Annotated in this window: 23 protein-coding genes, 1 tRNA gene, 1 rRNA gene, 1 other RNA gene and 1 other annotated feature (1 of these 27 cut by a window edge); of the genes, 5 read left to right on the forward strand and 21 right to left on the reverse strand. The window is 37.6% G+C overall.

Going from position 1 to position 23,110, the window contains the following annotated elements; translation table 11 throughout:
• The 7 genes from NY607_RS23050 to ffs all read right to left on the reverse strand — a co-directional run.
• A 16S ribosomal RNA gene (locus NY607_RS23050) occupies nucleotides 1-72 on the reverse strand; the annotation flags it as partial.
• 282 nt (nucleotides 73-354) lie between these two features.
• Nucleotides 355-627, reverse strand: coding sequence for a pro-sigmaK processing inhibitor BofA family protein (locus tag NY607_RS23055; RefSeq protein ID WP_048391019.1), 273 nt, complete (start codon nucleotides 625-627; stop codon nucleotides 355-357).
• Nucleotides 628-702: 75 nt separating this feature from the next.
• Nucleotides 703-918, reverse strand: coding sequence for a YaaL family protein (locus NY607_RS23060; RefSeq protein WP_004233954.1), 216 nt, complete (start codon nucleotides 916-918; stop codon nucleotides 703-705).
• A 13-nt stretch (nucleotides 919-931) separates the two neighbouring features.
• A complete protein-coding gene (gene recR / locus NY607_RS23065) occupies nucleotides 932-1,528 on the reverse strand; it encodes a recombination mediator RecR (protein WP_048391017.1) in 597 nt (198 codons plus the stop codon).
• 11 nt (nucleotides 1,529-1,539) lie between these two features.
• Entirely contained in the window at nucleotides 1,540-1,854 is a 315-nt protein-coding gene (locus NY607_RS23070; protein ID WP_004233957.1) for a YbaB/EbfC family nucleoid-associated protein, read from the reverse strand.
• A gap of 20 nt (nucleotides 1,855-1,874) precedes the next feature.
• Nucleotides 1,875-3,659 (reverse strand): DNA polymerase III subunit gamma/tau, encoded by a 1,785-nt coding sequence (dnaX, locus tag NY607_RS23075; RefSeq protein ID WP_237898984.1) that lies wholly within the window; start codon nucleotides 3,657-3,659, stop codon nucleotides 1,875-1,877.
• A gap of 141 nt (nucleotides 3,660-3,800) precedes the next feature.
• Nucleotides 3,801-4,068, reverse strand: an RNA gene (ffs, locus tag NY607_RS23080) — signal recognition particle sRNA large type.
• A gap of 168 nt (nucleotides 4,069-4,236) precedes the next feature.
• Between ffs and NY607_RS23085 the strand changes: the two genes are divergently transcribed.
• From NY607_RS23085 to NY607_RS23100, 4 genes are all read left to right on the forward strand, one after another.
• Nucleotides 4,237-4,329: transfer RNA gene (locus tag NY607_RS23085), tRNA-Ser, on the forward strand.
• A gap of 126 nt (nucleotides 4,330-4,455) precedes the next feature.
• Nucleotides 4,456-5,715 (forward strand): sensor histidine kinase, encoded by a 1,260-nt coding sequence (locus tag NY607_RS23090; RefSeq protein WP_131522641.1) that lies wholly within the window; start codon nucleotides 4,456-4,458, stop codon nucleotides 5,713-5,715.
• Nucleotides 5,716-6,594, forward strand: a complete 879-nt coding sequence (locus tag NY607_RS23095; protein ID WP_048391012.1) for a response regulator — start codon at nucleotides 5,716-5,718, stop codon at nucleotides 6,592-6,594.
• Between the two features lie 92 nt (nucleotides 6,595-6,686).
• Nucleotides 6,687-7,961, forward strand: coding sequence for a cation:dicarboxylate symporter family transporter (locus NY607_RS23100; RefSeq protein ID WP_016995246.1), 1,275 nt, complete (start codon nucleotides 6,687-6,689; stop codon nucleotides 7,959-7,961).
• Between the two features lie 45 nt (nucleotides 7,962-8,006).
• On the opposite strand, the gene NY607_RS23105 is transcribed toward NY607_RS23100, so the two are convergent.
• The 10 genes from NY607_RS23105 to NY607_RS23155 form a co-directional block, all read right to left on the reverse strand.
• The gene (locus NY607_RS23105) at nucleotides 8,007-8,627 is read right to left on the reverse strand and encodes an RraA family protein (RefSeq protein WP_131522640.1); all 621 of its coding nucleotides are present in this window, start codon (nucleotides 8,625-8,627) and stop codon (nucleotides 8,007-8,009) included.
• Between the two features lie 99 nt (nucleotides 8,628-8,726).
• Nucleotides 8,727-9,635 (reverse strand): methyl-accepting chemotaxis protein, encoded by a 909-nt coding sequence (locus NY607_RS24285; RefSeq protein WP_310794757.1) that lies wholly within the window; start codon nucleotides 9,633-9,635, stop codon nucleotides 8,727-8,729.
• A 138-nt stretch (nucleotides 9,636-9,773) separates the two neighbouring features.
• Nucleotides 9,774-10,301 carry an LOG family protein gene (locus tag NY607_RS23120; RefSeq protein WP_004233967.1) on the reverse strand — a complete coding sequence of 176 codons (528 nt, stop codon included), beginning with the start codon at nucleotides 10,299-10,301 and terminating at the stop codon, nucleotides 9,774-9,776.
• 89 nt (nucleotides 10,302-10,390) lie between these two features.
• Nucleotides 10,391-11,059 (reverse strand): deoxynucleoside kinase, encoded by a 669-nt coding sequence (locus NY607_RS23125; protein ID WP_004233968.1) that lies wholly within the window; start codon nucleotides 11,057-11,059, stop codon nucleotides 10,391-10,393.
• Complete coding sequence (locus NY607_RS23130; RefSeq protein ID WP_004233969.1) at nucleotides 11,059-11,694, reverse strand: deoxynucleoside kinase; 636 nt, start codon at nucleotides 11,692-11,694, stop codon at nucleotides 11,059-11,061. Before NY607_RS23130 ends, NY607_RS23125 begins: the two co-directional genes overlap by 1 nt.
• A gap of 198 nt (nucleotides 11,695-11,892) precedes the next feature.
• Nucleotides 11,893-14,304, reverse strand: a complete 2,412-nt coding sequence (locus tag NY607_RS23135) for a heavy metal translocating P-type ATPase (protein ID WP_259420428.1) — start codon at nucleotides 14,302-14,304, stop codon at nucleotides 11,893-11,895.
• Between the two features lie 81 nt (nucleotides 14,305-14,385).
• Nucleotides 14,386-14,592, reverse strand: a complete 207-nt coding sequence (gene copZ, locus NY607_RS23140) for a copper chaperone CopZ (RefSeq protein ID WP_036121975.1) — start codon at nucleotides 14,590-14,592, stop codon at nucleotides 14,386-14,388.
• A 31-nt stretch (nucleotides 14,593-14,623) separates the two neighbouring features.
• A complete protein-coding gene (locus NY607_RS23145; protein WP_004233976.1) occupies nucleotides 14,624-14,956 on the reverse strand; it encodes a metal-sensing transcriptional repressor in 333 nt (110 codons plus the stop codon).
• Between the two features lie 66 nt (nucleotides 14,957-15,022).
• Nucleotides 15,023-15,976, reverse strand: a complete 954-nt coding sequence (locus NY607_RS23150) for a cation diffusion facilitator family transporter (RefSeq protein ID WP_131522636.1) — start codon at nucleotides 15,974-15,976, stop codon at nucleotides 15,023-15,025.
• Nucleotides 15,977-15,996: 20 nt separating this feature from the next.
• On the reverse strand, nucleotides 15,997-16,332 hold the full coding sequence (locus tag NY607_RS23155; protein WP_016995255.1) for an ArsR/SmtB family transcription factor: 336 nt from the start codon (nucleotides 16,330-16,332) through the stop codon (nucleotides 15,997-15,999).
• A gap of 206 nt (nucleotides 16,333-16,538) precedes the next feature.
• On the opposite strand from NY607_RS23155, the gene tadA reads away from it, so the two are divergent.
• Complete coding sequence (tadA, locus tag NY607_RS23160) at nucleotides 16,539-17,054, forward strand: tRNA adenosine(34) deaminase TadA (RefSeq protein ID WP_131522635.1); 516 nt, start codon at nucleotides 16,539-16,541, stop codon at nucleotides 17,052-17,054.
• Between the two features lie 95 nt (nucleotides 17,055-17,149).
• On the opposite strand, the gene NY607_RS23165 is transcribed toward tadA, so the two are convergent.
• The 4 genes from NY607_RS23165 to serS form a co-directional block, all read right to left on the reverse strand.
• Nucleotides 17,150-18,745 carry an amidohydrolase gene (locus NY607_RS23165; protein WP_131522634.1) on the reverse strand — a complete coding sequence of 532 codons (1,596 nt, stop codon included), beginning with the start codon at nucleotides 18,743-18,745 and terminating at the stop codon, nucleotides 17,150-17,152.
• Complete coding sequence (gene brnQ, locus NY607_RS23170) at nucleotides 18,742-20,073, reverse strand: branched-chain amino acid transport system II carrier protein (protein WP_259420429.1); 1,332 nt, start codon at nucleotides 20,071-20,073, stop codon at nucleotides 18,742-18,744. Before brnQ ends, NY607_RS23165 begins: the two co-directional genes overlap by 4 nt.
• A gap of 108 nt (nucleotides 20,074-20,181) precedes the next feature.
• Nucleotides 20,182-21,516 carry a sigma 54-interacting transcriptional regulator gene (locus NY607_RS23175; protein WP_259420430.1) on the reverse strand — a complete coding sequence of 445 codons (1,335 nt, stop codon included), beginning with the start codon at nucleotides 21,514-21,516 and terminating at the stop codon, nucleotides 20,182-20,184.
• A gap of 141 nt (nucleotides 21,517-21,657) precedes the next feature.
• Nucleotides 21,658-22,938, reverse strand: coding sequence for a serine--tRNA ligase (serS, locus tag NY607_RS23180; protein ID WP_131522631.1), 1,281 nt, complete (start codon nucleotides 22,936-22,938; stop codon nucleotides 21,658-21,660).
• A gap of 75 nt (nucleotides 22,939-23,013) precedes the next feature.
• Nucleotides 23,014-23,110 (reverse strand) — a binding site (T-box leader); it runs 123 nt beyond the window's last position.

Consider the following 23,110-nt stretch of genomic DNA (forward strand, 5'->3'; position numbering starts at 1 on the left):
TGTTCGCTCGACTTGCATGTATTAGGCACGCCGCCAGCGTTCGTCCTGAGCCAGGATCAAACTCTCCATAAAAGAAATTTGATTAGCTCAAATTGTTTTGCTGGCATCATGTTTGATGTCCAAAATTGTGTTTCGTTCACTAGCAAAACTAGCTACTTAAAACTTTATTGATTACGTTTTGCTTGTTCAGTTTTCAAGGTTCATTTCGTTCACCGCTGTTTCAGCAGCAACTCTTATATAATATCATGCACTACACACCGTGTCAACAATAATTTTGAAATTATTTTTTTGTTTCAATCAGTTGTATTAGCGACTTTTATAACTATACCATAATCTTTTTATATTGCAAGCCTTTTATAAAATAAATATTAAAGCCGTTATTCCTAAGACACCAGGAATACCTAAAACAGCGATTGTTAAGACAGAAAACAGATTGATTGGCACATTATATCCTATATAACCTATACCTAAATGGATTACGAATAATAGTAGAAAAGCAAATGCAAATCTAAACCAAAACACCGATAATCCTTCTAAGATTTTACCCAATTTAGCATGTCTTATTATTACATAAAGAAAAAGAAGCCCGACAGGAATACAAATACTCATAATTACTAACCCAGACATATAGTTGCCTCCTCAATTAAATAATTATGAAAGTTTATGTTTCCTGTTTTGCTTCTATGATTATTTTACAAAGAACTATTTTATTAGTACCTTACGAATTCTAGCTTCCTTAAACAAATAGAAATGAATACTTTCTGCTGTTTTGCGTTGAGCAATTACACCTAGGTCATAATCATCCATTAATTCTTCTATTATCTTTGCCTGCTGTAAATCTTCTTTTGTTTCTTTAATCAGATTCACAAGCTTATCATCAAATTCTTTTTTTAATTTCCCTTTACTACGGAAGAACATACTAATCCCTCACTCATAACTCGCGTCTTCCTTCCATTGCCTTAGATAGCGTAACCTCATCTGCGTATTCTAGATCTCCACCTACTGGCAATCCATGAGCAATACGGGTTGTACGGATACCTGACGGTTTGACAAGGCGAGAAATGTACATAGCGGTTGCCTCACCCTCGATTGTTGAATTTGTAGCTAAAATAAGTTCTTGGACACTTTCATCTTGCAAGCGCACTAGCAAAGAAGCAACATTAATGTCTTCTGGACCAATACCATCCATTGGTGAAATAGCACCTTGAAGTACATGGTACATACCGTTGTAGTCACGCATTTTTTCCATTGCAATCACATCTTTTGTATCTTGTACAACACAAATAATAGAATGATCTCGCTGCTTATCTGTACATATGTGACATGGATCGACATCCGTTATATTGCCACAAACAGAACAGTAGCTTAGGTTTCGTTTAGCATCAATCAGTGCTTTAGAGAAAGATAATACATCATCTTCCTTCATTGTTAACACAAAAAACGCCAGACGAGCCGCAGTTTTCGGCCCGATACCTGGCAATTTCATAAAACTATCGATCAATTTAGATATTGGTTCTGGGTAGTACATATGAATACCTCCTAGAATGGAAGGTTTAAGCCTTGCGTGAATTTACCCATAGTCGAGTTTGTTTTTTCTTCTACTTTTTTCAGCGCTTCATTTGTTGCAATAACAATTAGGTCTTGTAGCATTTCGATGTCTTCTGGGTCTACTACAGATTCATCTAGATTTACTGAAACTACTTCACGCTGACCTGAAACTGTTACTTTCACCATACCGCCGCCTGCAACACCTTCGAATTGCTCAGCATTTAAAGCTTCTTGAGCCTCCATCATTTCCTTTTGCATTTTTTGCATTTTTTTCATCATACCTTGCATATTTCCCATTCCACGCATAAATGTTTCCTCCTAAAAATTTAATCTTCAATAATTTCAACAAAATCTTTACCGAAGAGCTTTTCAGCCTCTGTCACAAGTGGATCTTGTGAAGCAAGAGGTTGAGCATCATCGATAAATGGTTCTTCTGGCATTTCTGCCGGTGGTGGCTCTAATAATTCTTCTCCATGCTCTGCTTCAGTCTGTGATTTCTTTTGCTGCAGACCATGATCACGAATAAACTCTTCACGCATTTTTAACCATGATTCTTCTGGTATACATAGCATCTCGTACATTGTACCAGTTTGCCCTGCAATTAATTGTGTAAAGTGAGCCTTTAAAGACTGGTTGTCGGCAACCATCTGACAATGAATATCATACTTGAATTTTAACACAAAAGCACTTGAAGATGCCGCAACAGGCTCGGCTTCTGCTAAAAGAGCAGATTGTGATTTTTGCATTTGACTTAGGGCTTGCGCCCAAATGGACTTAATACGTTGTACATCTTGCTTTGTGGCATCTTTCAGCACTTCCTGAATACGACCTGTAGGTGCTTTATAACCATTCGGACTTTTAGCTCGGGGCCGTTGCTCTTTTTGTGCTGTCGGCGTTTGCACTGGAGTCCCCGTTTGCAGTTGTAAGGAAAGTTGCTGAACCAGCTGTTCAAGAGCTACAATTTTTTGAGTGAGATCAGGGTTTTCTCCCATTTCATTTGTAGTCACCGTTTGATGGGCTATCCCTCCTGAAAACTGTACCATTTTAAGCAAAGCCGTCTCTAAATAAATTTTGGTATGGTGAGAGAAACGCATCTCTTGCTGTGTCTTTGCAAGTATATCAATATACCCATAAAGCATATTTGGTGCAAATTCGTGTGCTAAAGTGAATACACGTTCCTCAGGAGATACAAGCTCTAAAAGTTCAGCTAAATCATCACTTGTTTGAAGTAATAATAAATCGCGGAAAAATGTAATTAAATCCTCTGAGAGCCGCAAAGGGTCCTTACCGTCAGCTATCAGTTGCTCTAAAAGGGCAAGCATTTGCGCAACATCTTTTACTTTGAGTGCCTCTGCTAGATCATAAAAAACATCCTGACTAATAGAACCTGTCACTAATAACGTATCCTCAAGTTTTAATTTTTCGCCGCTAAAAGACACAACTTGGTCCAATAAGCTTAAAGCATCACGCATTCCCCCTGCGGCTGATTGTGCAATCACCTTTAAACCTTGTTCTTCATATGGTAAGTCAATATCTTCTAAAACAACCTTCATACGTTCAATAATATCATTAGTAGAAAGTCGTTTAAAATCAAAGCGCTGACAACGAGAAATGATCGTAGCAGGCAATTTATGAGGCTCTGTAGTTGCTAAAATAAACACAGCATGAGGAGGTGGTTCTTCCAACGTTTTTAAAAGAGCGTTAAAAGCGCTTGTAGAAAGCATATGCACTTCGTCTATGATGTACACCTTATATCTACTGCTTGCGGGAGCAAAACGAACCTTTTCTATGATATCCCTAATCTCTTCAACACGTGAATTTGAGGCTGCATCAAATTCAATGACATCTGGATGTGAACCATCTGTAATACTTATGCATGTAGCACATTCATTACACGGCTCTTTCGACGGTGCATGTTCACAATTCAAGGCCTTCGCAAAGATTTTAGCAGTACTTGTTTTCCCTGTACCACGGGGCCCAGAAAACAAGTAAGCATGTGTTGTTTTATTTGCTAGGAGAGCATTTTGTAGCGTTCTTTTGACATGTGTTTGACCAGACATTTCTCGAAAAGATTGCGGTCGATACACACGGTAAAATGCTTGATACGTCACTGATTTCCTCTCTCCTTCTCCATTTAATTGAATACTTTTATTATAGCATTTGCTGCATTATATAGAAAATGAAGTTGCTAAATTTAAAATAAAAAAGCATCCGCCTATAATAGACGGATGCTTTGAATTGGCAATTTAATGCCGTGCACCTTTCCTTGACAGCCGCACATAAGCGTTACTCTTGTCGTTAGCTCAGATTAGGCAACCCCGCGGCACATGAATAAGACCACTTAATGCTGCTTCCTTCCGGACCTGACATGGTTCATGGGTATCCATTGCGCAGGACCCAATCGTCAACACTACGTGCAAAAGGCAGACCAAACAATACGGACAGCCTCGAAAAAGGAATTCAGTCTCGCTAGAGCGGATTGCGAGTTACAGGACACCGCTACCTTCCCACCTAGCACGGCAATAACTAGTATACTGACTGTTTGTATAAAATGCAACTTAATGCACAAATTATTTATTTCTAAGTGACGATTTAAACAATATATATTTTTTCAAAAATTATCTTGACGTTCGTTTCTAGTTATGATAAATTTATTTTTGTCGATAAGACAGTAAAGCAATATAACATGGAGGTATACCCAAGTCTGGCTGAAGGGATCGGTCTTGAAAACCGACAGGCGGGTAACACCGCGCGGGGGTTCGAATCCCTCTACCTCCTCCAGTTTTAAATTTCCGACTACGAATGTAGCCGTTTTTTTTTGCCTAAATTGTATGTATTACTTGTTAGATACCACTTCCGCCTCGGTTGTGGTATTTTTTATTATATCAATGATGGGAGGTTGTTAAATTGCAATCGAAATTACTTATGACACGTGCTTCCCTTACTTGGATTTTCATTATTGCTGTTATGACTGCAATAGGTAGTGAAATTAAAATTATGCCTTTTGCTAATACAACTTTCCGTTTTGGTTTAGGAACAATTGTCTTCTTTTTATGCACATTAATTAAACCTACACCAATTATTTTAGCTGGTGTAGCTACCAGTATTGTGACAACTATTTTTCGGGTTATTAATTCGACATTACATGATGTTCCGATTGCCGAGAGTATATTTAACCATTTACCAGCCGGTTTATTTTATGTATTGTTTGCAGTATGCCTGCAAGTTTTAGATATTCAACAATACAGAGAAAAACCACTAAAACTTGGTTTACTCGTTGCTTTTAGTGAGGTCATCAGTAATTTAGCTGAACAAATTTTCCGCTTTTTTGTCCAAACATATACTTTTTTATTTCTCCATGATCTCTTGATCCTATTAGCAGTAGCATTATTACGAAGCTTTTTTGTAGTAGGGATTTATAGCTCTATTTTGGTAGCGGAACAAAAAAAACGGGTACAAGAAATGCTGAATATTGGATCTGACCTCTATGTGGAGACACTATATTTAAAAAAATCAATGAATCATATTGAAACAATTACAGGTAGTGGTTATGAATTATATCGTCAGTTAAAGACGCAAGGTTTTCGATCCGAGAGTTTACAAGCACTTCATATTGCCCAGGAAATCCATGAAGTGAAAAAGGATTCTCAACGGATATATGCTGGGATTTCAAAGATTGTCGGTGAAAAGAGCTTTGGCCCTTTCGTATTATCTGAATTATTGCATTATATTGAAGAAGGTAATAGGAAATATGCAGAATTACTCGGTAAGGAAATACAATTTAATACATGTATAGACTTCGATTTTCAAACGAAAGATCATATTGCACTGCTTGCTCTATTAAATAATTTATCAGCCAATGCTGTTGAGGCTATTGAAAAGCAAGGGATCATTTCTATTGCTATTAAGCGCCAAGAGGATAATACTGTAATAACAGTATGTGATAATGGACAAGGGATTTCACAAGCAGACATTTCTGTTATTTTTGAACCTGGATACACCACTAAATTCAATGTTGATGGTGTTGCAGCAACTGGCATTGGGCTTTCACATGTTGCTGAACTAGTAGAAAAATTAAAAGGCTCAATAACCGTTGAATCAAACAATCAATACACAACGTTTAAAATCATAATTCCTACGCAAACTATTCAAACGGGAGAGACTTAAATGAGGTATTTTATTGTAGATGATGATCGTGCAAGTCGTGTTATGTTAAAGCAAATTATTGAAGATAGCGGGTTAGGAACAGTTATTGGTGAGGCTCGCAATGGTGAGGATGCCATTCCACAAATTTTAATGACACAGCCAGAGTTTGTGCTTATTGATTTACTGATGCCTAAGCTTGATGGCATAGCAACTGTGGAACAACTTATGCAAAATCGTTTCGAGGGACAATTTATTATGATTTCACAGGTAGTGAATAAGGAAATGGTTGGCGAAGCATATGAGCAAGGAATTGATTTCTTCATTCATAAACCAATCAATCGTATTGAAGTCGAAAATGTTTTGAAAAAAACAACTGAACAATTTCGACTTAAAAATTCACTATTAGTGATACGTCAATCACTTACAAATATTGAGTTAAGTGAACAAAAGACTCATAAAGCTACATCACGAGACCATATTCAATCTATTTTGAATGATATGGGGATTGTCGGGGAAATTGGTAGTGAGGATATCATTGCCATTATAGAAACATTACTTGCTCACCAGCACAAGATTGCCCCCCTTCCTCCATTAAAAGAGCTTTATGAAGAAATTGCAGCTGTGACCAAGGCTACGCCAGATGAAATTTTAAAAGAGAGTAAAGCCATCGAGCAGCGTGTGCGTCGTACAATATTAGCTGCCATGATTAATCTCGCTAATTTAGGGGTTGTTGATTACACAAACTCAGAATTCGAGTACTATGCCCCTCGCTACTTTGATTTTAAAGAAATTCGTCAGCTCATGACACAGATTGAAGATCACGATAATCGTAAAGCAAAGGTAAATATTAAAAAGTTTATTCAAGTGTTATATTCAGACATTTTAACAAAAGTAAATTAATTTTATCGGATTTTGTCGGATTCCATAAGTCCTCCGTATTATTAAAGTAAGGCGTGTCCTAAAAATTTAATATTAGGGGAGGTACAAAGGATTTGAAAAAGAAATTTAAAGTCAGTTTAGCCGCTCAGATTTTAATCGGTTTGATTTTAGGGATCATTGTTGGTGGTATCTTTTACGGAAACCCCAAAATTGAGACATATCTACAACCATTAGGGGATATATTTTTACATCTTATTAAGATGATTGTTGTACCGATTATTATTTCGACATTAATCGTTGGTGTTGCTGGTACTGGAGATATGAAGCAACTTGGACGATTAGGCGGGAAATCTATAATTTACTTTGAGATTATTACTACAGTTGCAATCGTAGTTGGATTACTTTCCGCAAACATTTTCCAACCTGGTGCAGGTCTTAACATGAATGAATTATCTCAAGGGGATATTTCGAAGTATGTATCAACAACTGAGGAAGTACAGCACGAGGGACCATTTGATATCATTGTAGGCATTGTCCCAACAAATATTATTCAGTCAATGGCTGAAGGTAATATGCTAGCAATTATCTTCTTCTCAGTTATTTTCGGTTTAGGGGTTGCTGCAGTAGGAGATCGAGGGAAACCAGTCTTAGACTTCTTCCAAGGGGTAGCAGATGCTATGTTCTGGGTAACAAACCTCGTAATGAAATTCGCGCCACTAGGGGTATTTGGTTTAATTGGTGTAACCGTTTCCAAATATGGGTTTGCTTCACTGGTTCCACTTGCCAAATTAGCAATTCTTGTTTATGCAACAATGCTATTCTTTATCTTTGTCGTTCTTGGACTTGTGGCAAAATTCGCAGGAATCAGCATCTTCTATTTAATTAAAGTATTAAAAGATGAGCTAATTTTAGCCTTCTCCACAGCAAGTTCTGAAGCTGTATTACCACGTATTATGATGAAAATGGAGAAATTAGGGGCGCCAAAGGATATTGTATCTTTTGTTATACCTACCGGTTACTCCTTTAACTTAGATGGGTCAACACTATATCAAGCCATTGCAGCATTATTTATTGCACAAATGTACGGTATTCACCTAAGCATTGGTGAACAAATTACGTTAATGCTTGTATTAATGGTTACATCAAAAGGTATTGCAGGTGTACCAGGGGTATCATTCGTTGTACTTCTAGCAACTTTAGGTACTGTAGGTATTCCACTTGAGGGACTAGCCTTCATTGCTGGTATTGACCGTATTCTTGACATGGGACGTACAGTTGTTAACGTAATTGGTAACTCATTAGCGTCATTAGTAATGGCTAAGTGGGAAGGCCGTTTCGATCGAGAAAAGATGAAAAATTACTTTAATGATAATGAAAATCTAGCGTAATTTAAAAAAATCCTCACGATGTTGGATGGCATCGTGAGGGTTTTTTTATTTTGCTAACACTTTATCTAAATAAGCGATAATTGATTCTTTTCCATTGGCATGTGCTTCTTGAGCGCGTTTTTCATCTTTTTCAAGCTTAGTCTCTGCTGCTACAGCAATTTTTTCAGCATCTTGCTGTGGCACAACAATTACACCATCCACATCCCCAATAATATAATCACCAGGATGAACCGTAACTCCTCCAATGGCGATCGGTACATTTACTTGACCTCCGCCGTTTTTATTGCCTGCTGCTACAGTAGTGCCTAACGAAAATACAGGGAAATTTAATTCACGTATTGCTGCAATATCGCGGATTACACCATCCACAACAAAACCTTGTACACCTATCCCTTTTGCTAAGGAGATCACAAAATCTCCAGCAACAGCTCGGTTTGTATTACCTTTTGCATCAATGACTAAAATATCTCCTTCATTTGCAGCCCTAATCGCTTCCAAAACTGCCCCATTTTCACCATCTGGTAAACGTACAGTTACAGCTCGCCCAGCAACTTTAAAATGGTCTGCTAACGGCTTAATATCACTTCGCACATTGGTATGTCCGCCTGTTGCATCTGAAATAGCTGTTGTTGGTAAATGCTGAAAGCTTACTTCCACTTTTGTCATACATAACACCCCTATTATGATTAATGACTTACTCTATTATTGTAAATAAAAAATACAGCCTATTTCAATATATCTCGAAAATAGTAGTCACTAGTAGAATTAAATACTTTCAATAAATTGCTTTGATTGCTCGTCTAAGGCTTCAGCAGCAGATGCTATTTCACTAAAGTCATTTGCTGTGACAGTAATTTGTTCATTTGTTTTCTCTATTTTTTCTGCTATTTTTGTAATACTATCAGTCACTTGACCAATTTCTCGCTCAATGCCCTCCACATTATCCTTCACTTCTGAAATAGATTGTTCAACTCTTACAGAAAGCTTACGTACCTCTTTCGCCACTACATCAAAACCTCTTCCATATTCTCCAGCCCTAGCGGCTTCAATAGCTGCATTTAATGCCAATAAATTAGTTTGTGAGGCAATTTCTTGTATAGTTTTGACAATCCCTTTAATAGAATCTGCTTGTTTCTGAAGCTGCACAAGATTACTTACATTTTCATTTGATTCCTTTGAAACTACTTTAATGGTTTCTAGTAGATCTTGGCTATTTTGAATGCCCGCCTCTGAACGCTGGTAAAGCTTATTAGACATGCCCTTCAACTTGTCAGCAACACTAACTATCTCATGTTGTCGTTCAGTGATATTGGCAGCTATTTTGGATACACCTATTACTTTTCTTGTATTATTTGCGAAGACAGGCATATATGTCGCTTCCAGCCAAATTATATTACCTCTAGCATCAATTCTTTTTATTTTGTCCTGATAGCTGTTTCCTGCCGTTAGGTTGCGCCAAAAATTATCGTACTCCATACTATTAACGAAATCAGGCAAACAAAAGTCTTTATGATGTTTTCCTAGCATTTCCTGCACTGTATAGCCTAATGTTTGAGCAAATAGTTCATTGACATACGCCACTCTTCTATCCATATCGAAGCGGATAATGGCAATATTGCGTTCAATAGCCTGTACTACTAAATCATCGGTTACTTGAGCCTCTACACTATGCATAAAGAACACTCCATCCTTTACTAATTTTTTACTTAAAATTTAATTATTTTACTTTTATATTACATTAATTATGCCTCAGTGTAATTGCAGCAGATGTTAGTGTACCTGCTGCATCAAGATAAAAAACATGGAGAATGTTCATCCATGTTTTTTTAATAAACGTAAAATCCCTTCAGAGGTAGCCGCTACACGTAAGAACTTCTTTTGCTCTGCACGTATAAAGCCTTCCTCTAGCATTGTTTTAAAATGCTGTAGAAGTGCATCATAGAATCCATGGACATTATATAAAATGACAGGTTTTGTATGAAGGCCAATCTGAGCCCAAGTAAATACCTCAAAATATTCATCTAAAGTCCCTGCGCCACCTGGCAGAGCAATAAAAGCATCGGCTAACTCGGCCATTTTAGCTTTACGAATATGCATAGAGTCTACAATATGAATTTCTGTTAATGAGGCATGGGCCAATTCACGCTTTTGTAAATGTGTTGGCATCACACCAATCACTTCTCCTCCAGCTGCTAAAACAGCATCGGCTACCTTCCCCATTAGGCCTGTTTTAGAACCACCATAGACAACCCCGTGACCGTTTTTTGCCAGTGCTGTACCAAGCTCAGCAGCTTTCTCTGCATAAATAGGACTTTTACCCAAACCGGATCCGCAATACACTGCGATTCTTATAATAATCCCTCCTATTCAAAAAACGTGAAACAATCGGCTATATATTGTCTCACGTTTTTTGGTCATTTATTTTACTTTTATTTTCGTAAATGGCTTGTTTGTTTTAGCATATGACTGATACGGCTTACAATTGATTCAATGGCATCAGGATTTTTTAATAAATCATAATCATTAATATCTAAACGTAGAACTGGACAAGAATTAAAATTATTTATCCAATTTTCATAGCGTTCATGCATTTCTATCCAATAATCATTCGGTGTTTGTTGCTCCATTGTACGTCCTCGCTCTTGAATACGCCCAATAACTGCATCAATAGGTCCTTCAAGATAGACAAGCAAATCTGGATGTGGGAAATAAGGTGTCATCACCATTGCATCAAACAAATTTGTATAAGTCTCATAATCTGTTGGGCTCATTGTTCCTTTATCATAATGCATCTTAGCAAAAATGCCAGTATCCTCATAAATAGAACGATCTTGTACAAATCCTCCACCATATTCAAAAATACGCTTCTGTTCTTTAAAACGCTCTGCTAAAAAGTAGACCTGTAAATGAAAGCTCCATTTTTCAAAGTCCTCATAAAATTTATCAAGGTATGGATTTGTGTCTACTTTCTCGAACGAGGTACGAAAGTTCAGTGCCTCTGCTAAAGCCTTTGTCATCGTCGATTTTCCTACCCCAACAGTACCTGCAATCGTAATAACCGTTTGTGGTGGAATATCGTACTTCTCTCTTAAATTCATTATTGCAAACTCCTTTGTTGTAACGTATCTTTAATTATTTTTAAAACATGATTTAAATCATTGGGATTTTTTACAAAATCAAGCTGATCTCCATTAAATCGGATAACTGGAATTTCGGGATGCATGCTCTCAAAATGCTCGATAAAAGAATGATAGTCAGCCACAAGCTGCTCCATGTAATCACGTGAAATCATCTTTTCAAACTCTCGCCCTCGCATGGCGATACGCTTCATTAATGTCTCAACGCTGGCATGTAAATAAACCACTACATTTGGAACAGGCATGTCTTTCGTTAAAATTCTATAGATCTCTTCATACTTCTCGTATTCAGTTGGTGCCAATGTACGCTTCGCAAATATTAAATTTTTAAAAATATGATAGTCTGCTACAACAGGTTTGGCATGTGCTAAACGAAATTTTTTAATATCGGTTAGTTGCTTATAGCGATTACAGAGGAAGAACATTTCCGTTTGGAAACTCCACTCCTCAATGTTTTCATAAAACTTATTTAAAAAAGGGTTTTCGTCTACAATTTCTTTTAATAGATGGTAATTAAATGTCGCTGCTATCTCTTTCGATAAAGAGGTTTTACCAACACCAATCGGACCTTCTACCGTAACAAATGGAACCGTCACCAGAAGCTCCTCCTTTTGTTCTATGGATTCGATCATTGTGTCCTACATAAAATGAATCAGTACCTTTCATTTTATCATAGTAGGAAAATGAAAAACAGAATCAACCTATTGTTCTAGTAAATTTACCTGGGATATTCTTCTCATGATGACATAGAAAAAAGACATCGAGAATCTACTTCCCGATGCCTTTATACTTATTTATAATTTCACTCGCTGTAAACGAAGTGCATTTAATACGACCGAAACTGAACTAAAAGCCATCGCTGCGCCTGCTACCCATGGAGCAAGCAGACCGAGTGCAGCAATTGGAATACCTAATGTATTATAAGCAAATGCCCAAAATAGATTTTGTTTAATATTACGCATTGTTTTTCTACTCATTAGAATGGCATCCGCGATACTATTTAAATCTCCACGAATAAGCGTAATATCTGCAGCTTCCATTGCCACATCTGTCCCTGTACCAATTGCCATCCCAATATTCGCTGTTGCTAAGGCAGGTGCATCATTAATACCATCACCTACCATCGCCACTTTTTTCCCTTGGGCTTGAAGTTTTTTTACTTCATCAGCTTTACCTTCTGGTAAGACTTCTGCAATAACATGATTCACGCCTACCTCTGTTCCAATTGCTTGAGCAGTACGCTCGTTATCACCAGTCATCATGATGACCGTAATACCCATATCCTGTAAACGACGAATAGCTTCTTTTGATGTATCTTTCACGGTATCAGCCACAGCTACTAAACCTGCATATTGCCCATTGATGGCTGCTAACATGGCTGTCTTACCATTTCGTTCTAGTTGCTCCATTGTTGGTAAAATATCATTAATATGAATATCATATTGTTGCATTAATTTACGTGTGCCAATGATAACACCTTGACCTGAGACAGTTGCCTGCACACCATAACCCGGTATTGCTTCAAAGAATTGAACGTTACCTAAAGCTATGCCGCGTTTTTCTATGCCTTGAACAATGGCTTCTGCTAGTGGATGCTCTGACTGCTTCTCTGCTGCCCCGATTAAGGATAAAAAACGTGCTTCATCTTGCTCTGGCGCTAACAGAACATCTGTAAGCTCAGGTTTACCATGTGTCACTGTTCCTGTTTTATCTACAACAACTGTATCTATGCCTTGTGTTTGCTCTAAATGTTCTCCACCTTTAAATAAAATACCAAACTCAGCTGCACGTCCAGAGCCTGCCATTATTGAAGTTGGTGTTGCTAACCCAAGTGCGCATGGACAAGCAATGACAAGAACTGCGATTAATACCTCTAAAGCAGGTGTAAATTCCCCTGGACGGACCCAAATAATCCAAATTAAAAAGGTTACAATGGCTATGCCCACAACAATAGGTACGAAAATACCCGAAATCTGATCTGCTAAACGTTGAATAGGTGCCTTCGATCCTTGAGCATCTTCGACCACTTTAATAATTTGTGCTAATGCTGTATCACGTCCAACCTTTGTTGCAGTCATTTTAATAAAACCATTTTTGTTAATAGTTGAGCCAAATAATAGATCACCTTGCTTTTTATCAACTGGTAGACTTTCTCCTGTTAGCATCGATTCATCAACAGCTGTTGTCCCCTCTATTACCTCACCATCTACAGGAATTTTTTCACCTGGTTTCACTAAAATAACATCGCCAATAATAACTTCTTCTAATGGGACCTCCTTTTCTATACCGTCACGTACAACGATTGCTGTCTTTGCCTGAAGTCCCATTAGTTTTTTTATGGCTTCAGATGAGCGTCCTTTTGCCTTTGCCTCAAACAATTTACCTAGTAAAATAAGTGTAATTAATACAGCACTCGTTTCAAAATAAAGATGTGGACCGTGATGTGATCCTATCGTTACAATCGCTTGATAGACACTATAGAAATAGGCCGCTGATGTCCCCATAACAACAAGCACATCCATATTTGCACTACCATTGCGTAATGCTTTATATGCCCCTACATAAAATTGTTTACCAATAATAAATTGCACTGGCGTAGCCAATACCATTTGGACCCATGGATTCATTAGAAATTCTGGAACATATAAAAATGACGTAAAGGAAAAATGACCAACCATCGTCCATAGCAGTGGTAAAGAAAGTATTGCCGATAAAATAAATTTATGTTGTTGCTGTTTGATAGCTTTTTCACGATGATCCACTGTTTCCTGCTCATCTGCCTTTTGATGTGCCCCATAGCCTAGCTTCTCAACTTTTGTAATGATATCTGAGATGGATACTTCCGAAGGATTAAACTCAATCATCGCTTTTTCCAGTGCTAAGTTGACATTAGCAGAGGAAATACCACTTAGTTTATTTAACCCTTTTTCAATGCGAGTCGCACAGGCTGCACATGTCATACCTGTAATATCAAGTTCAGCTTTTTGTTTAACAACACCATACCCAAGTGCTTCTATTTTCTTTTCAAAATCTGCTTCACTTAGTTTAGTTGGGTCATATTTAATAGATGATTTTTCAAGTGCTAAATTTACTGTTGCATGTTCTACACCATCCATTTTATTTAACCCTTTTTCTATTCGAGTGGCACAGGCCGCACATGTCATCCCTGTAATTTGCAAATTAGCTTCCTTATGATCAGAACTCATTTACCTTTCACCTCTCCTTATACCGACTAGGGGTATATATTTTTGAAAATAAGAGAGTGCCACAGAAGCACTCTACAAATTTTATTTTACTTCATAGCCTTGATCATCAATTGTCTCTTTAATTTGATCAAGTGATACTTGTGCATCGTCAAATGCAACATCAACTAAACCTTCTGCTAAATTTACTTTTACTTGTTCAACACCAGCTAAAGCACCAACGTTTTTTTCAACCGCGTTTACACAATGACCACATGACATTCCTTGTACGTTTAATGTTACGTTTTGCATAATAAAATCTCTCCTTTTGTATGTTTTCAATCTATTTTTTCATTAACTTTTGAATCGTTATTACTAACTCATCTAATACTGCTTCATCGCCCTCTGATAGACGATCCACAACACAGCCCTTTAAATGACCTTCTAATAATATTTTTGCCACACTATTTAATGCAGATTGTGTAGCAGATAGTTGCGTAATAATATCATCACAGTAAACGTCTTTATCAATCATTCCCTTAATACCTCGAATCTGACCTTCAATTCGATTTAAGCGAGTTGTTAGATCCTTTTTCACACGCTCAGGGTGATGACTTTTTCGGCAAGACGTAGCTTCCTCTGTATGACAAGCATCCTCTTTTACTGTCTCCTCCATTCACTACACCTCCTATTTGTAATTATCATACTATACCCACGAAGGGTATGCAAGTCATAAAAAATTTTATTTATCATCGTGATGATGTTCATGGTCATTTTCTAATTTACATAAAATAGAATTATCATGTCGATGTAAGGATGTTTCTAATTGAATTGTTATATGCTTAATGCCCTTATGTTGAAGATTATGTTCAATTTTCCGCAAGATATGCTCACTCTCAGCTATTTTCAATTGATCATTTACAACTGCATGACAGGATAATGCATTCGTTCCACTAGTTATTGTCCAGATGTGTAAATCGTGGATACTTTCTATTCCATCAGTCTGCTCTATTAGCTGAATAATCTCCTGAACATCTATATTTGAAGGTGTCCCCTCCATTAATACATGAATCGAGGCTTTTGTGACATGGTAGCCACTTCGTACGACCAATAATGCAACAACAACGCTTGCAAGAGGATCTGCCCAGCCCCAGCCAAAAAACATAATTAATAGTGCCGCAACAATAGCGCCTACAGATCCTAGCATATCACTTAGTACATGTAAAAATGCTCCGCGCATATTTAAATTATCCTTTGTATCACTTCCACGCATCATAATCCAGGCAACTAAAATGTTAACGAACAAACCAATTGTACTGATTATAAGCATTCCAGTTGTAGCTACTTCTGGTGGGTTTGTAAATCGTTCAATCGCTTCATAGAAAATAAATAATGCGATTCCTATTAATGTAATGCCATTCAATACTGCAGCTAAAATCTCAAATCGTTTATAGCCGTATGTTTTACTATAGCTTGCAGCTTTTTCCCCAAACATAAAAGCTAACATGGCTATACCTAAAGAGATAGAGTCACTTAACATATGCCCTGCATCTGATAAAAGAGCCAAACTATTTGTTAAAAAGCCACCAATGGCTTCCACTACCATATACCCTGTAATAATAATAAACGACAGTAATAATACCTTTTTATTTGCACCATGTGTATGATCATGGCCATGGTCGTGTTGATGTCCCATTGTTATTCCCTCATTTCATTTTAGTTATGAGCCGCATGCTCAATAGCCTGCTTCAATAAATTCATAATGTGATCATCGTCCTTAGAATAATATAAGGTTGTTCCTTCCCTTCTAAATTTCACCAATCTTAAATTTTTAAGAAAGCGTAATTGGTGGGAAACCGTTGATTGGCCTAAATCTAAAATTTCTGCAATATCATTAACAGAATGTTCATCTGAACAAAGTAAGTTTAAAATACGAATTCGTGTTGGATCACTCAAGGCTTTAAAAGTCTGAGATACTACAAATAATGTCTCTTCATCTAAATGCTGATCAATATTTTTTTGCATTTCTGAACTGTTTAATTTTTCATCCATAGAAGTTTACCCCATTCTTCAATATTTATATATGAGCATGTGTTCATATATAAATATATATGGATATATAAGGAATGTCAACAAGTATTTATGCTTCGACATATTACAGGTCAATCGTTGATTTTAAATGAATATATCATCCGAAAAGAAGTAAAAGTAGCAATTACCACTTCAGCACGCTACACTACTGTTAAGGAGAGATATGAGTGGATATTTTTGACGCAGATCGTTTATTTATGAAACAAGCATTAGAGGAAGCTCAACAGGCTGCAGTACTTGGGGAAGTACCAATTGGTGCAGTACTTGTTTATGAAGGGAAAATCATTGCACGTGCGCATAATTTAAGAGAAACAACGCAAAATGCAACAACACATGCGGAGCTGTTAGTGATTCAAGAAGCCTGCAAAAAAATAGGGAGTTGGCGACTGGAGGATACTACTCTTTATGTTACATTGGAGCCTTGTCCAATGTGTGCAGGAGCCATTCTCCAATCACGTGTACCCCGAGTTGTTTATGGGGCAAGAGATCAAAAAGCTGGCTGTGTAGATTCTCTTTACCATTTATTAAATGATGAACGCTTTAATCATGAATGTGATGTAACAGAAGGGATTTTAGCCGAGGAATGTGGTCAAATTTTAACAGACTTTTTTAAGGCATTACGAGACCGTAAAAAAGCTGAGAAAAAAGCACGATTAGCTTCCAACGATGTAAATGGTCTTTAAAGAAGGTGCCTCCTAATGAGACACCTTCTTTAATATTTAAGGGAATGGCGATATATATGAAATATGTCGTAGCAGCGACCATCTTCATAACTAATTTATTGAGCTTGAATAGTGGATTGTGTAAAAACACATTCTCCTTCGATATATGTAGCGAATGGTTTTACATGCATAAGCTGGTTATGTGAAAGCGTCAGCAAATCGTCTGTTAGTACAACAAAATTAGCTTCATAGCCCTCTTTTAACTGACCAACGTTCTCCATACGAATCATCGTCTTGGCATCAACTGTGTATAGCTGTAATGCCTCCTCTACAGAGATTTTTTCTGCGGCGCCTAAATCTGTGCCATCATAAGCTGTTCGTGTAACGGCTGCTTGTATCGTCACAAAGGGATTAGCCGCTTCTGCCCATGATGTAGCAGGTGCATCTGAAGAGAGCGCTGTCGCAATCCCCCTCTTGAGAAATGTTTGTACACCATATAATGTCTGTGTTTTTTCTAGCCCTAGATTCTCTAAATAACTCTCAATTTCACAAAATAAGAAGATGGGTTGTGGCACAAAGCCTATCCCCCATTCAGCAGCTTTTTGCAAGGCACTTTTAGATGGCATGGCTGCATGCTCAATACGAACAGACGGTGCATCTGTTAACCAAGCCTTTTCCTCATAAAATGTGTCGACAATTAGATCAATGGCTCTGTCCCCCATTGCATGAACCACTAATTGAATACCATATTCTTTTGCTACCGCAGCAGCCGCTAGCAGCTCCTCTTTCGAAGTCATCGCTATGCCTTTTTCATCACTTCCCAAAAATGGCTCAGAAACAAGTGCTGTACGGCCTGAAACACTGCCATCCGAAAATAGCTTAATGCCTCCGATATAGGCTCCTGCAGAACGATCAATAGTATTTGCTGTTAACAGCTCATATCGTTGAATATCCTCCCAGATATAATAAACTGCTACGCGTTGCTTAAAACCTTTTTCTCGGGCTTTACGATACAGGCCTAAATAATCAATAGGCGCTACCGTGGCCATTAATTCTGTAATACTTGTTACACCATAGGATGCCAAAGTTTGTGATAGCTTTAGAAGCCTTTTGACAATCTCTTCTTCAGATGGTGTAGGTAAATGCTGTAGTACTAGATTACGTGCATTTTCACGCAGTATGCCTGTAGGTTCCCCATTTTCATCACGATCGATTTGTCCACCCTGTGGATCAAGTGTATCCTTCGTAATACCTGCGATTGCTAATGCTCTACTATTGACCGATATGATATGACCACATGTACGCATAACAATGACAGGTAACTCTGTAGAGGCACGGTCTAAGTCCTCTTTTAAAGGCGCTCTTCTTTCCTTTAGTTTCCCTTCATCATAGCCCCAGCCTAATAGCCATCCCCGCTGACTTGCATCATAGTTTGCTAATGCATTAATTATATCCTCAATAGAATAAATATATGGAGGTAAACAAGCCACTTGTTCCATAACATCTGCTAACATAATGGGATGCATATGAGCGTCAATAATCCCAGGAATAATGAGCTTTCCTTGTACCTCTATTACTTCTCCCTTATAGGGAGGTAAATCTTCCTGTTGTCCAATCCAAAGTACCTTTCCTTCTTCAATTACCATAGCCGTTGCAGATGGCTGATTAGTATCTGCCGTATAAATCTTTGCGTTACAAATAATTTTCATCATTTTTCAACTCCTATTTCTTCCATACCAAAAGTAGATTTTTCAGGATCTTCTGCTTTCAGCACCTTATGCAAAATAGTACCGATAATAAAGCCAACAATAGATGGCATAATCCAAGCAAATCCACTAGACTGCAATGGTAAATGCATGACCAACTGTGTCACACCAGGTATCGTAATTTCATAGCTAGCAAATGTTTCAACGACGCTTACTAGAAATGCAAATAGGACAGTTCCTTTATAGGCTCCTGCATTTGGTACAAAACGATCAAAGGCTCCCAGTAGCACAAGTACAATAATGACTGGATAAATTACCAAGAAAATCGGCAATGTAATTTCAACGATGGCACCTACACCTAAGGAGCCAATAGTTGCGCCTACTACACACATAATAAAGACCCACGTTCTATAGCCAAGCTTCTCTTTTGTTAGTTCATTTAAAAACTGTGAGGATATGACCATGACGCCAATCGCTGATGTTAAGCAGGCAAAAACAACACATATAGCTAGTAACGCTTTACCCAAATTACCAATGACACTAAAGGCAATGCCCGCTAATAGTTCTGTATCACTGCCCGGATTTGTGATGATGCCACTACTTGTAGCCCCTAAATAGAGCAGGCCACCATATACTGCAATTAACCCTATTGCAGCAATAGCCATTCCACCAAGCGCGACCTTTTTAGATTGTTTCCCTTTATAGCCATAGCCAACTATTGCTGCTAAAAAGATTGGCGCACAAAGAATACCTGTTCCCACATCTCCTGTTTGATAGGCTGCTATTATGGAGTTGGCAAAAACCCTTTCTGCTCCTGTATCAATTGCCGTTCCTATTGGATCTAGTACCCCTTTACCAATGAGGATGATAAGGATAAGAACAAGAACAGGCGTCAACCATTTGCCAATCTTATCGATCACATTTGATTGGTCCATCGCAAAGTAAAAGCAAATCACGAAAAATGCTAATACTGACACAATTAAAGGTACGTTCGGAATAATTTGTGATACTCCTAATTCATGAGTTGTTGCTGACATCCTCGGTATTGTGACAACCATCCCAATACAAACCATCATGACCGTATTAAAGGCTTTATAAAACCAATTTCCGATTGGTCTTGTGAGCGCTTCCACAGTTCCCCCAGTATTATAAATTGCATACACCGCAAGCACAGGTAAAATAACACCCGTTAAGCTAAAGCCCATCAGAGCGGAAATCCATGATTCCCCTGCACTATTTCCTATGGATGGCGGAAATATTAAATTCCCAGCACCAAAAAATATAGCAAATAAGGCTAGCCCCACGATTATCGTATGCTGCACAACTTTAGACATATCCTCAACCCCTTTATAATCGTTTACAGAAGATTTATCTAAATAATAAAAAATTTAATAACACGAAAAAAGGAGATAAATTTTTATCCCCTTTTTGTAAAATTTTTTTTACAACAATTCATATTTTAAACACTTATATTTTAGTAATTGACGAGATATACCTAAACGTCTAGCTGTTTCCGCTAATCGTCCATCAGTTTCACGCAACTTTTCCGCTATAATTAGACGCTCGTAGGCTTCCGTTAAATCTCGTAAATGTCCAGATTGGTTGTTTTGCATGATAGATTGAATTGAATGTTGAACATTTTTTTTAATCCTCTCTGGAACATGTTCAACAAGTATTTCATCCCCAAGCAAATTATTATATGCCGATTCAAGGGCATTTTTTAGTTCACGCACATTCCCCGGCCAATGATAGGCATAAAATAACTGAATTACTTCATTACAATAGCTTACATTTTTCTGTAGTGTATGTTCATTGTAAAATTGTATATAAAAATCAAGGATAAGGGGAATATCTTCCTTCCTTACTCTTAGCGGTGGCAAATCAATTTGAAGAACATTTAAGCGATAAAATAAGTCCTCGCGTAGCCTTTTTTCAGCTAATAGTTTGTCCACATCTTCATTGACAGTAGTAATATACCTTATATCCAAGGGCTCACCATTTAACACTTTTATATCTACCGCATGTAAAAGTTTCGCCTGCAAAGATATATCCAATAAATTAAGGTGATCGATGAGTAGCGTCCCACCATTAGCCTCCTGTAATTTTCCACTTTTTGCTTCATTGTCCGAGCCGTATAGCTGCGTAAATATATTATCCTCTGTTAATGTTGAGCAGTTCAAAGTAATAAACGGCTTTGTATAGCGTTCACTTTCATTGTGTATGCCTTGTGCGATTATATCTTTCCCAGTTCCAGTTTCCCCAGTTAGTAAAACGGGTGCACTTTTTTGAGCACTACGACGTGCCTTTTCAAGTTGAGTTTTCATTTCGGCGTTTGTTGTAATGTAATCCTCTAAACGATAGGTTGTATGATTATCTCGATATAATTTATGTCCCAGGAAATTATCTAAGTATTTAATTTGCTTAGTTTCATAAAAATGTTTTGAAAATTCAATGGCACCAATGGCTTTTCCATGCTCCATAATGGGATAGGTCGAACTCAATGATAAATAACTAAAACCGTTCAATGTTGTCAGTTGTTGTTCATAGTATAAAACTGGCTGCCCTGTTTGTATGACTTGAAAAACAGTACTTGTCTCAGGTGATAAATTTTGATAATTATCAGTCACAGTGCTGTGAAAAAATTCATCTGGTGTTAAGCCGATTTCCAATAATATATTTAAATCTGCTAAATCATAAAAGATTGCACAGCCTTTATCATCTGTAATTAAAACATTATCAAATTCACTGAAAGCCTGTGCAAATTGTTGCAATTCCATGAATTTCTCCCCCTTGTCCCCATGAATATTACCCATTATAACGAATTTTCAAAAATTATGAGAGAATTCAATTTTTGCAACACAAAAAAGCTATTTTAGAACATCCATAAAGGAATTGTCTAAAATAGCTTTATCTGTCGTTTATTTTGGTGCGATTACTTCTTTACCGCCCATATAAGGTCTTAAAACTTCAGGAATTACTACGCTGCCATCAGCTTGTTGGTAGTTTTCTAGAAGAGCAGCAACTGTACGGCCAATGGCAAGACCTGAGCCGTTTAATGTATGCACATATTCTGGTTTTGCATTTGGCTCACGACGGAAGCGGATATTTGCTCGTCGTGCCTGGAAATCCTCAAAGTTAGAGCAAGAAGAAATTTCACGGTACATGTTTTGTGCAGGAATCCAAACTTCTAAATCATATTTTTTCGCTGCAGTAAAACCTAAATCAGCTGTACACATTTTTAACTTACGATATGGTAAGCCTAGTAATTGTAATACTTTTTCTGCATGACTTGTTAGTAGCTCTAATTGTTCGTATGACTCCTCTGGTTTTACAAAACGTACTAATTCTACTTTATTGAACTGGTGTTGACGAATTAAACCACGTGTATCACGACCTGCAGATCCCGCTTCTGAACGGAAGCAAGCACTATACGCTGCAAAGCCTTGTGGTAAAGCTTCAGCCGGTAAAATCTCATCTCGATAGAAGTTCGTTACTGGTACTTCTGCAGTTGGAATCATAAAATAATCTGTTTCCTCTAATTTGAATACATCTTCCTCAAATTTCGGAAGTTGCCCTGTACCTGTTAGGCTATCTCGATTAACAATGACAGGTGGTAGCATTTCCTCGTAACCATGCTCCTCTGCATGTAAATCCATCATGAATGTCATTAATGCTCGTTCTAAACGAGCACCAAGACCACGATAGAATAAGAAACGGCTACCTGTTACTTTCGCGCCACGTTCAAAGTCTACAATTTTTAAATCCGTTGCAAGGTCCCAGTGTGCTTTAATATCAAAATCAAATGTCGGAATTTCACCCCACGTATATTCTTCAACATTGTCATCCTCTGTTGTGCCTACTGGTACAGATTCATGTGGGATATTTGGTAAACGCATCATCATATCTTTAAAGCGTTCTTCAACATCATTTAATTGTACATCTAATTCTTTAATTTCATCGCCAACCTGACGCATACGAGCAATGACTTCATCAGCATTTTCTTTGTTGCGTTTCATAACTGAGATTTGTTCAGATACTTTATTGCGTTCTGCTTTTAATTCTTCTGTTTTGGCAATCAATTCACGACGTTTTGCATCTAAGCCTTCAAAGTCATCTAAATTTCCTAAATCTTCATTACGTGTTAATAACATCTCTTTAATTTCCGCGAAATTATCGCGTACGCGTTTAATATCTAACATCTTCATACCTCCAATAGTTTCTTCATGATGGAAAATCGTAGCAGCGAAATGAACACAAAAAAGCCCTCATCCCTAAAAAGGGACGAGAGCTACCCGCGTTGCCACCCTAATTGACTAGACACATTTCTGCCTAATCCACTTATTTCATAACGGCATTTCAGCCGGCTACAGC

It is taken from the genome of Lysinibacillus sp. A4 (assembly GCF_024919535.1).
GTDB classification, from domain to species: domain Bacteria; phylum Bacillota; class Bacilli; order Bacillales_A; family Planococcaceae; genus Lysinibacillus; species Lysinibacillus capsici.

Coding starts and splice junctions, on each gene's coding strand:
- NY607_RS23055 (WP_048391019.1), bottom strand. CDS start 627: ATGTCTGGGTTAGTAATTATGAGTATTTGTATTCCTGTCGGGCTTCTT.
- NY607_RS23060 (WP_004233954.1), bottom strand. CDS start 918: ATGTTCTTCCGTAGTAAAGGGAAATTAAAAAAAGAATTTGATGATAAG.
- recR (WP_048391017.1), bottom strand. CDS start 1,528: ATGTACTACCCAGAACCAATATCTAAATTGATCGATAGTTTTATGAAA.
- NY607_RS23070 (WP_004233957.1), bottom strand. CDS start 1,854: ATGCGTGGAATGGGAAATATGCAAGGTATGATGAAAAAAATGCAAAAA.
- NY607_RS23095 (WP_048391012.1), top strand. CDS start 5,716: ATGAGGTATTTTATTGTAGATGATGATCGTGCAAGTCGTGTTATGTTA.
- NY607_RS23105 (WP_131522640.1), bottom strand. CDS start 8,627: ATGACAAAAGTGGAAGTAAGCTTTCAGCATTTACCAACAACAGCTATT.
- NY607_RS24285 (WP_310794757.1), bottom strand. CDS start 9,635: ATGCATAGTGTAGAGGCTCAAGTAACCGATGATTTAGTAGTACAGGCT.
- NY607_RS23125 (WP_004233968.1), bottom strand. CDS start 11,059: ATGAATTTAAGAGAGAAGTACGATATTCCACCACAAACGGTTATTACG.
- NY607_RS23135 (WP_259420428.1), bottom strand. CDS start 14,304: ATGAGTTCTGATCATAAGGAAGCTAATTTGCAAATTACAGGGATGACA.
- copZ (WP_036121975.1), bottom strand. CDS start 14,592: ATGCAAAACGTAACATTAAACGTACAAGGAATGTCATGTGGTCATTGT.
- NY607_RS23145 (WP_004233976.1), bottom strand. CDS start 14,956: ATGGAGGAGACAGTAAAAGAGGATGCTTGTCATACAGAGGAAGCTACG.
- NY607_RS23150 (WP_131522636.1), bottom strand. CDS start 15,976: ATGGGACATCAACACGACCATGGCCATGATCATACACATGGTGCAAAT.
- NY607_RS23155 (WP_016995255.1), bottom strand. CDS start 16,332: ATGGATGAAAAATTAAACAGTTCAGAAATGCAAAAAAATATTGATCAG.
- NY607_RS23165 (WP_131522634.1), bottom strand. CDS start 18,745: ATGATGAAAATTATTTGTAACGCAAAGATTTATACGGCAGATACTAAT.
- brnQ (WP_259420429.1), bottom strand. CDS start 20,073: ATGTCTAAAGTTGTGCAGCATACGATAATCGTGGGGCTAGCCTTATTT.
- NY607_RS23175 (WP_259420430.1), bottom strand. CDS start 21,516: ATGGAATTGCAACAATTTGCACAGGCTTTCAGTGAATTTGATAATGTT.
- serS (WP_131522631.1), bottom strand. CDS start 22,938: ATGTTAGATATTAAACGCGTACGCGATAATTTCGCGGAAATTAAAGAG.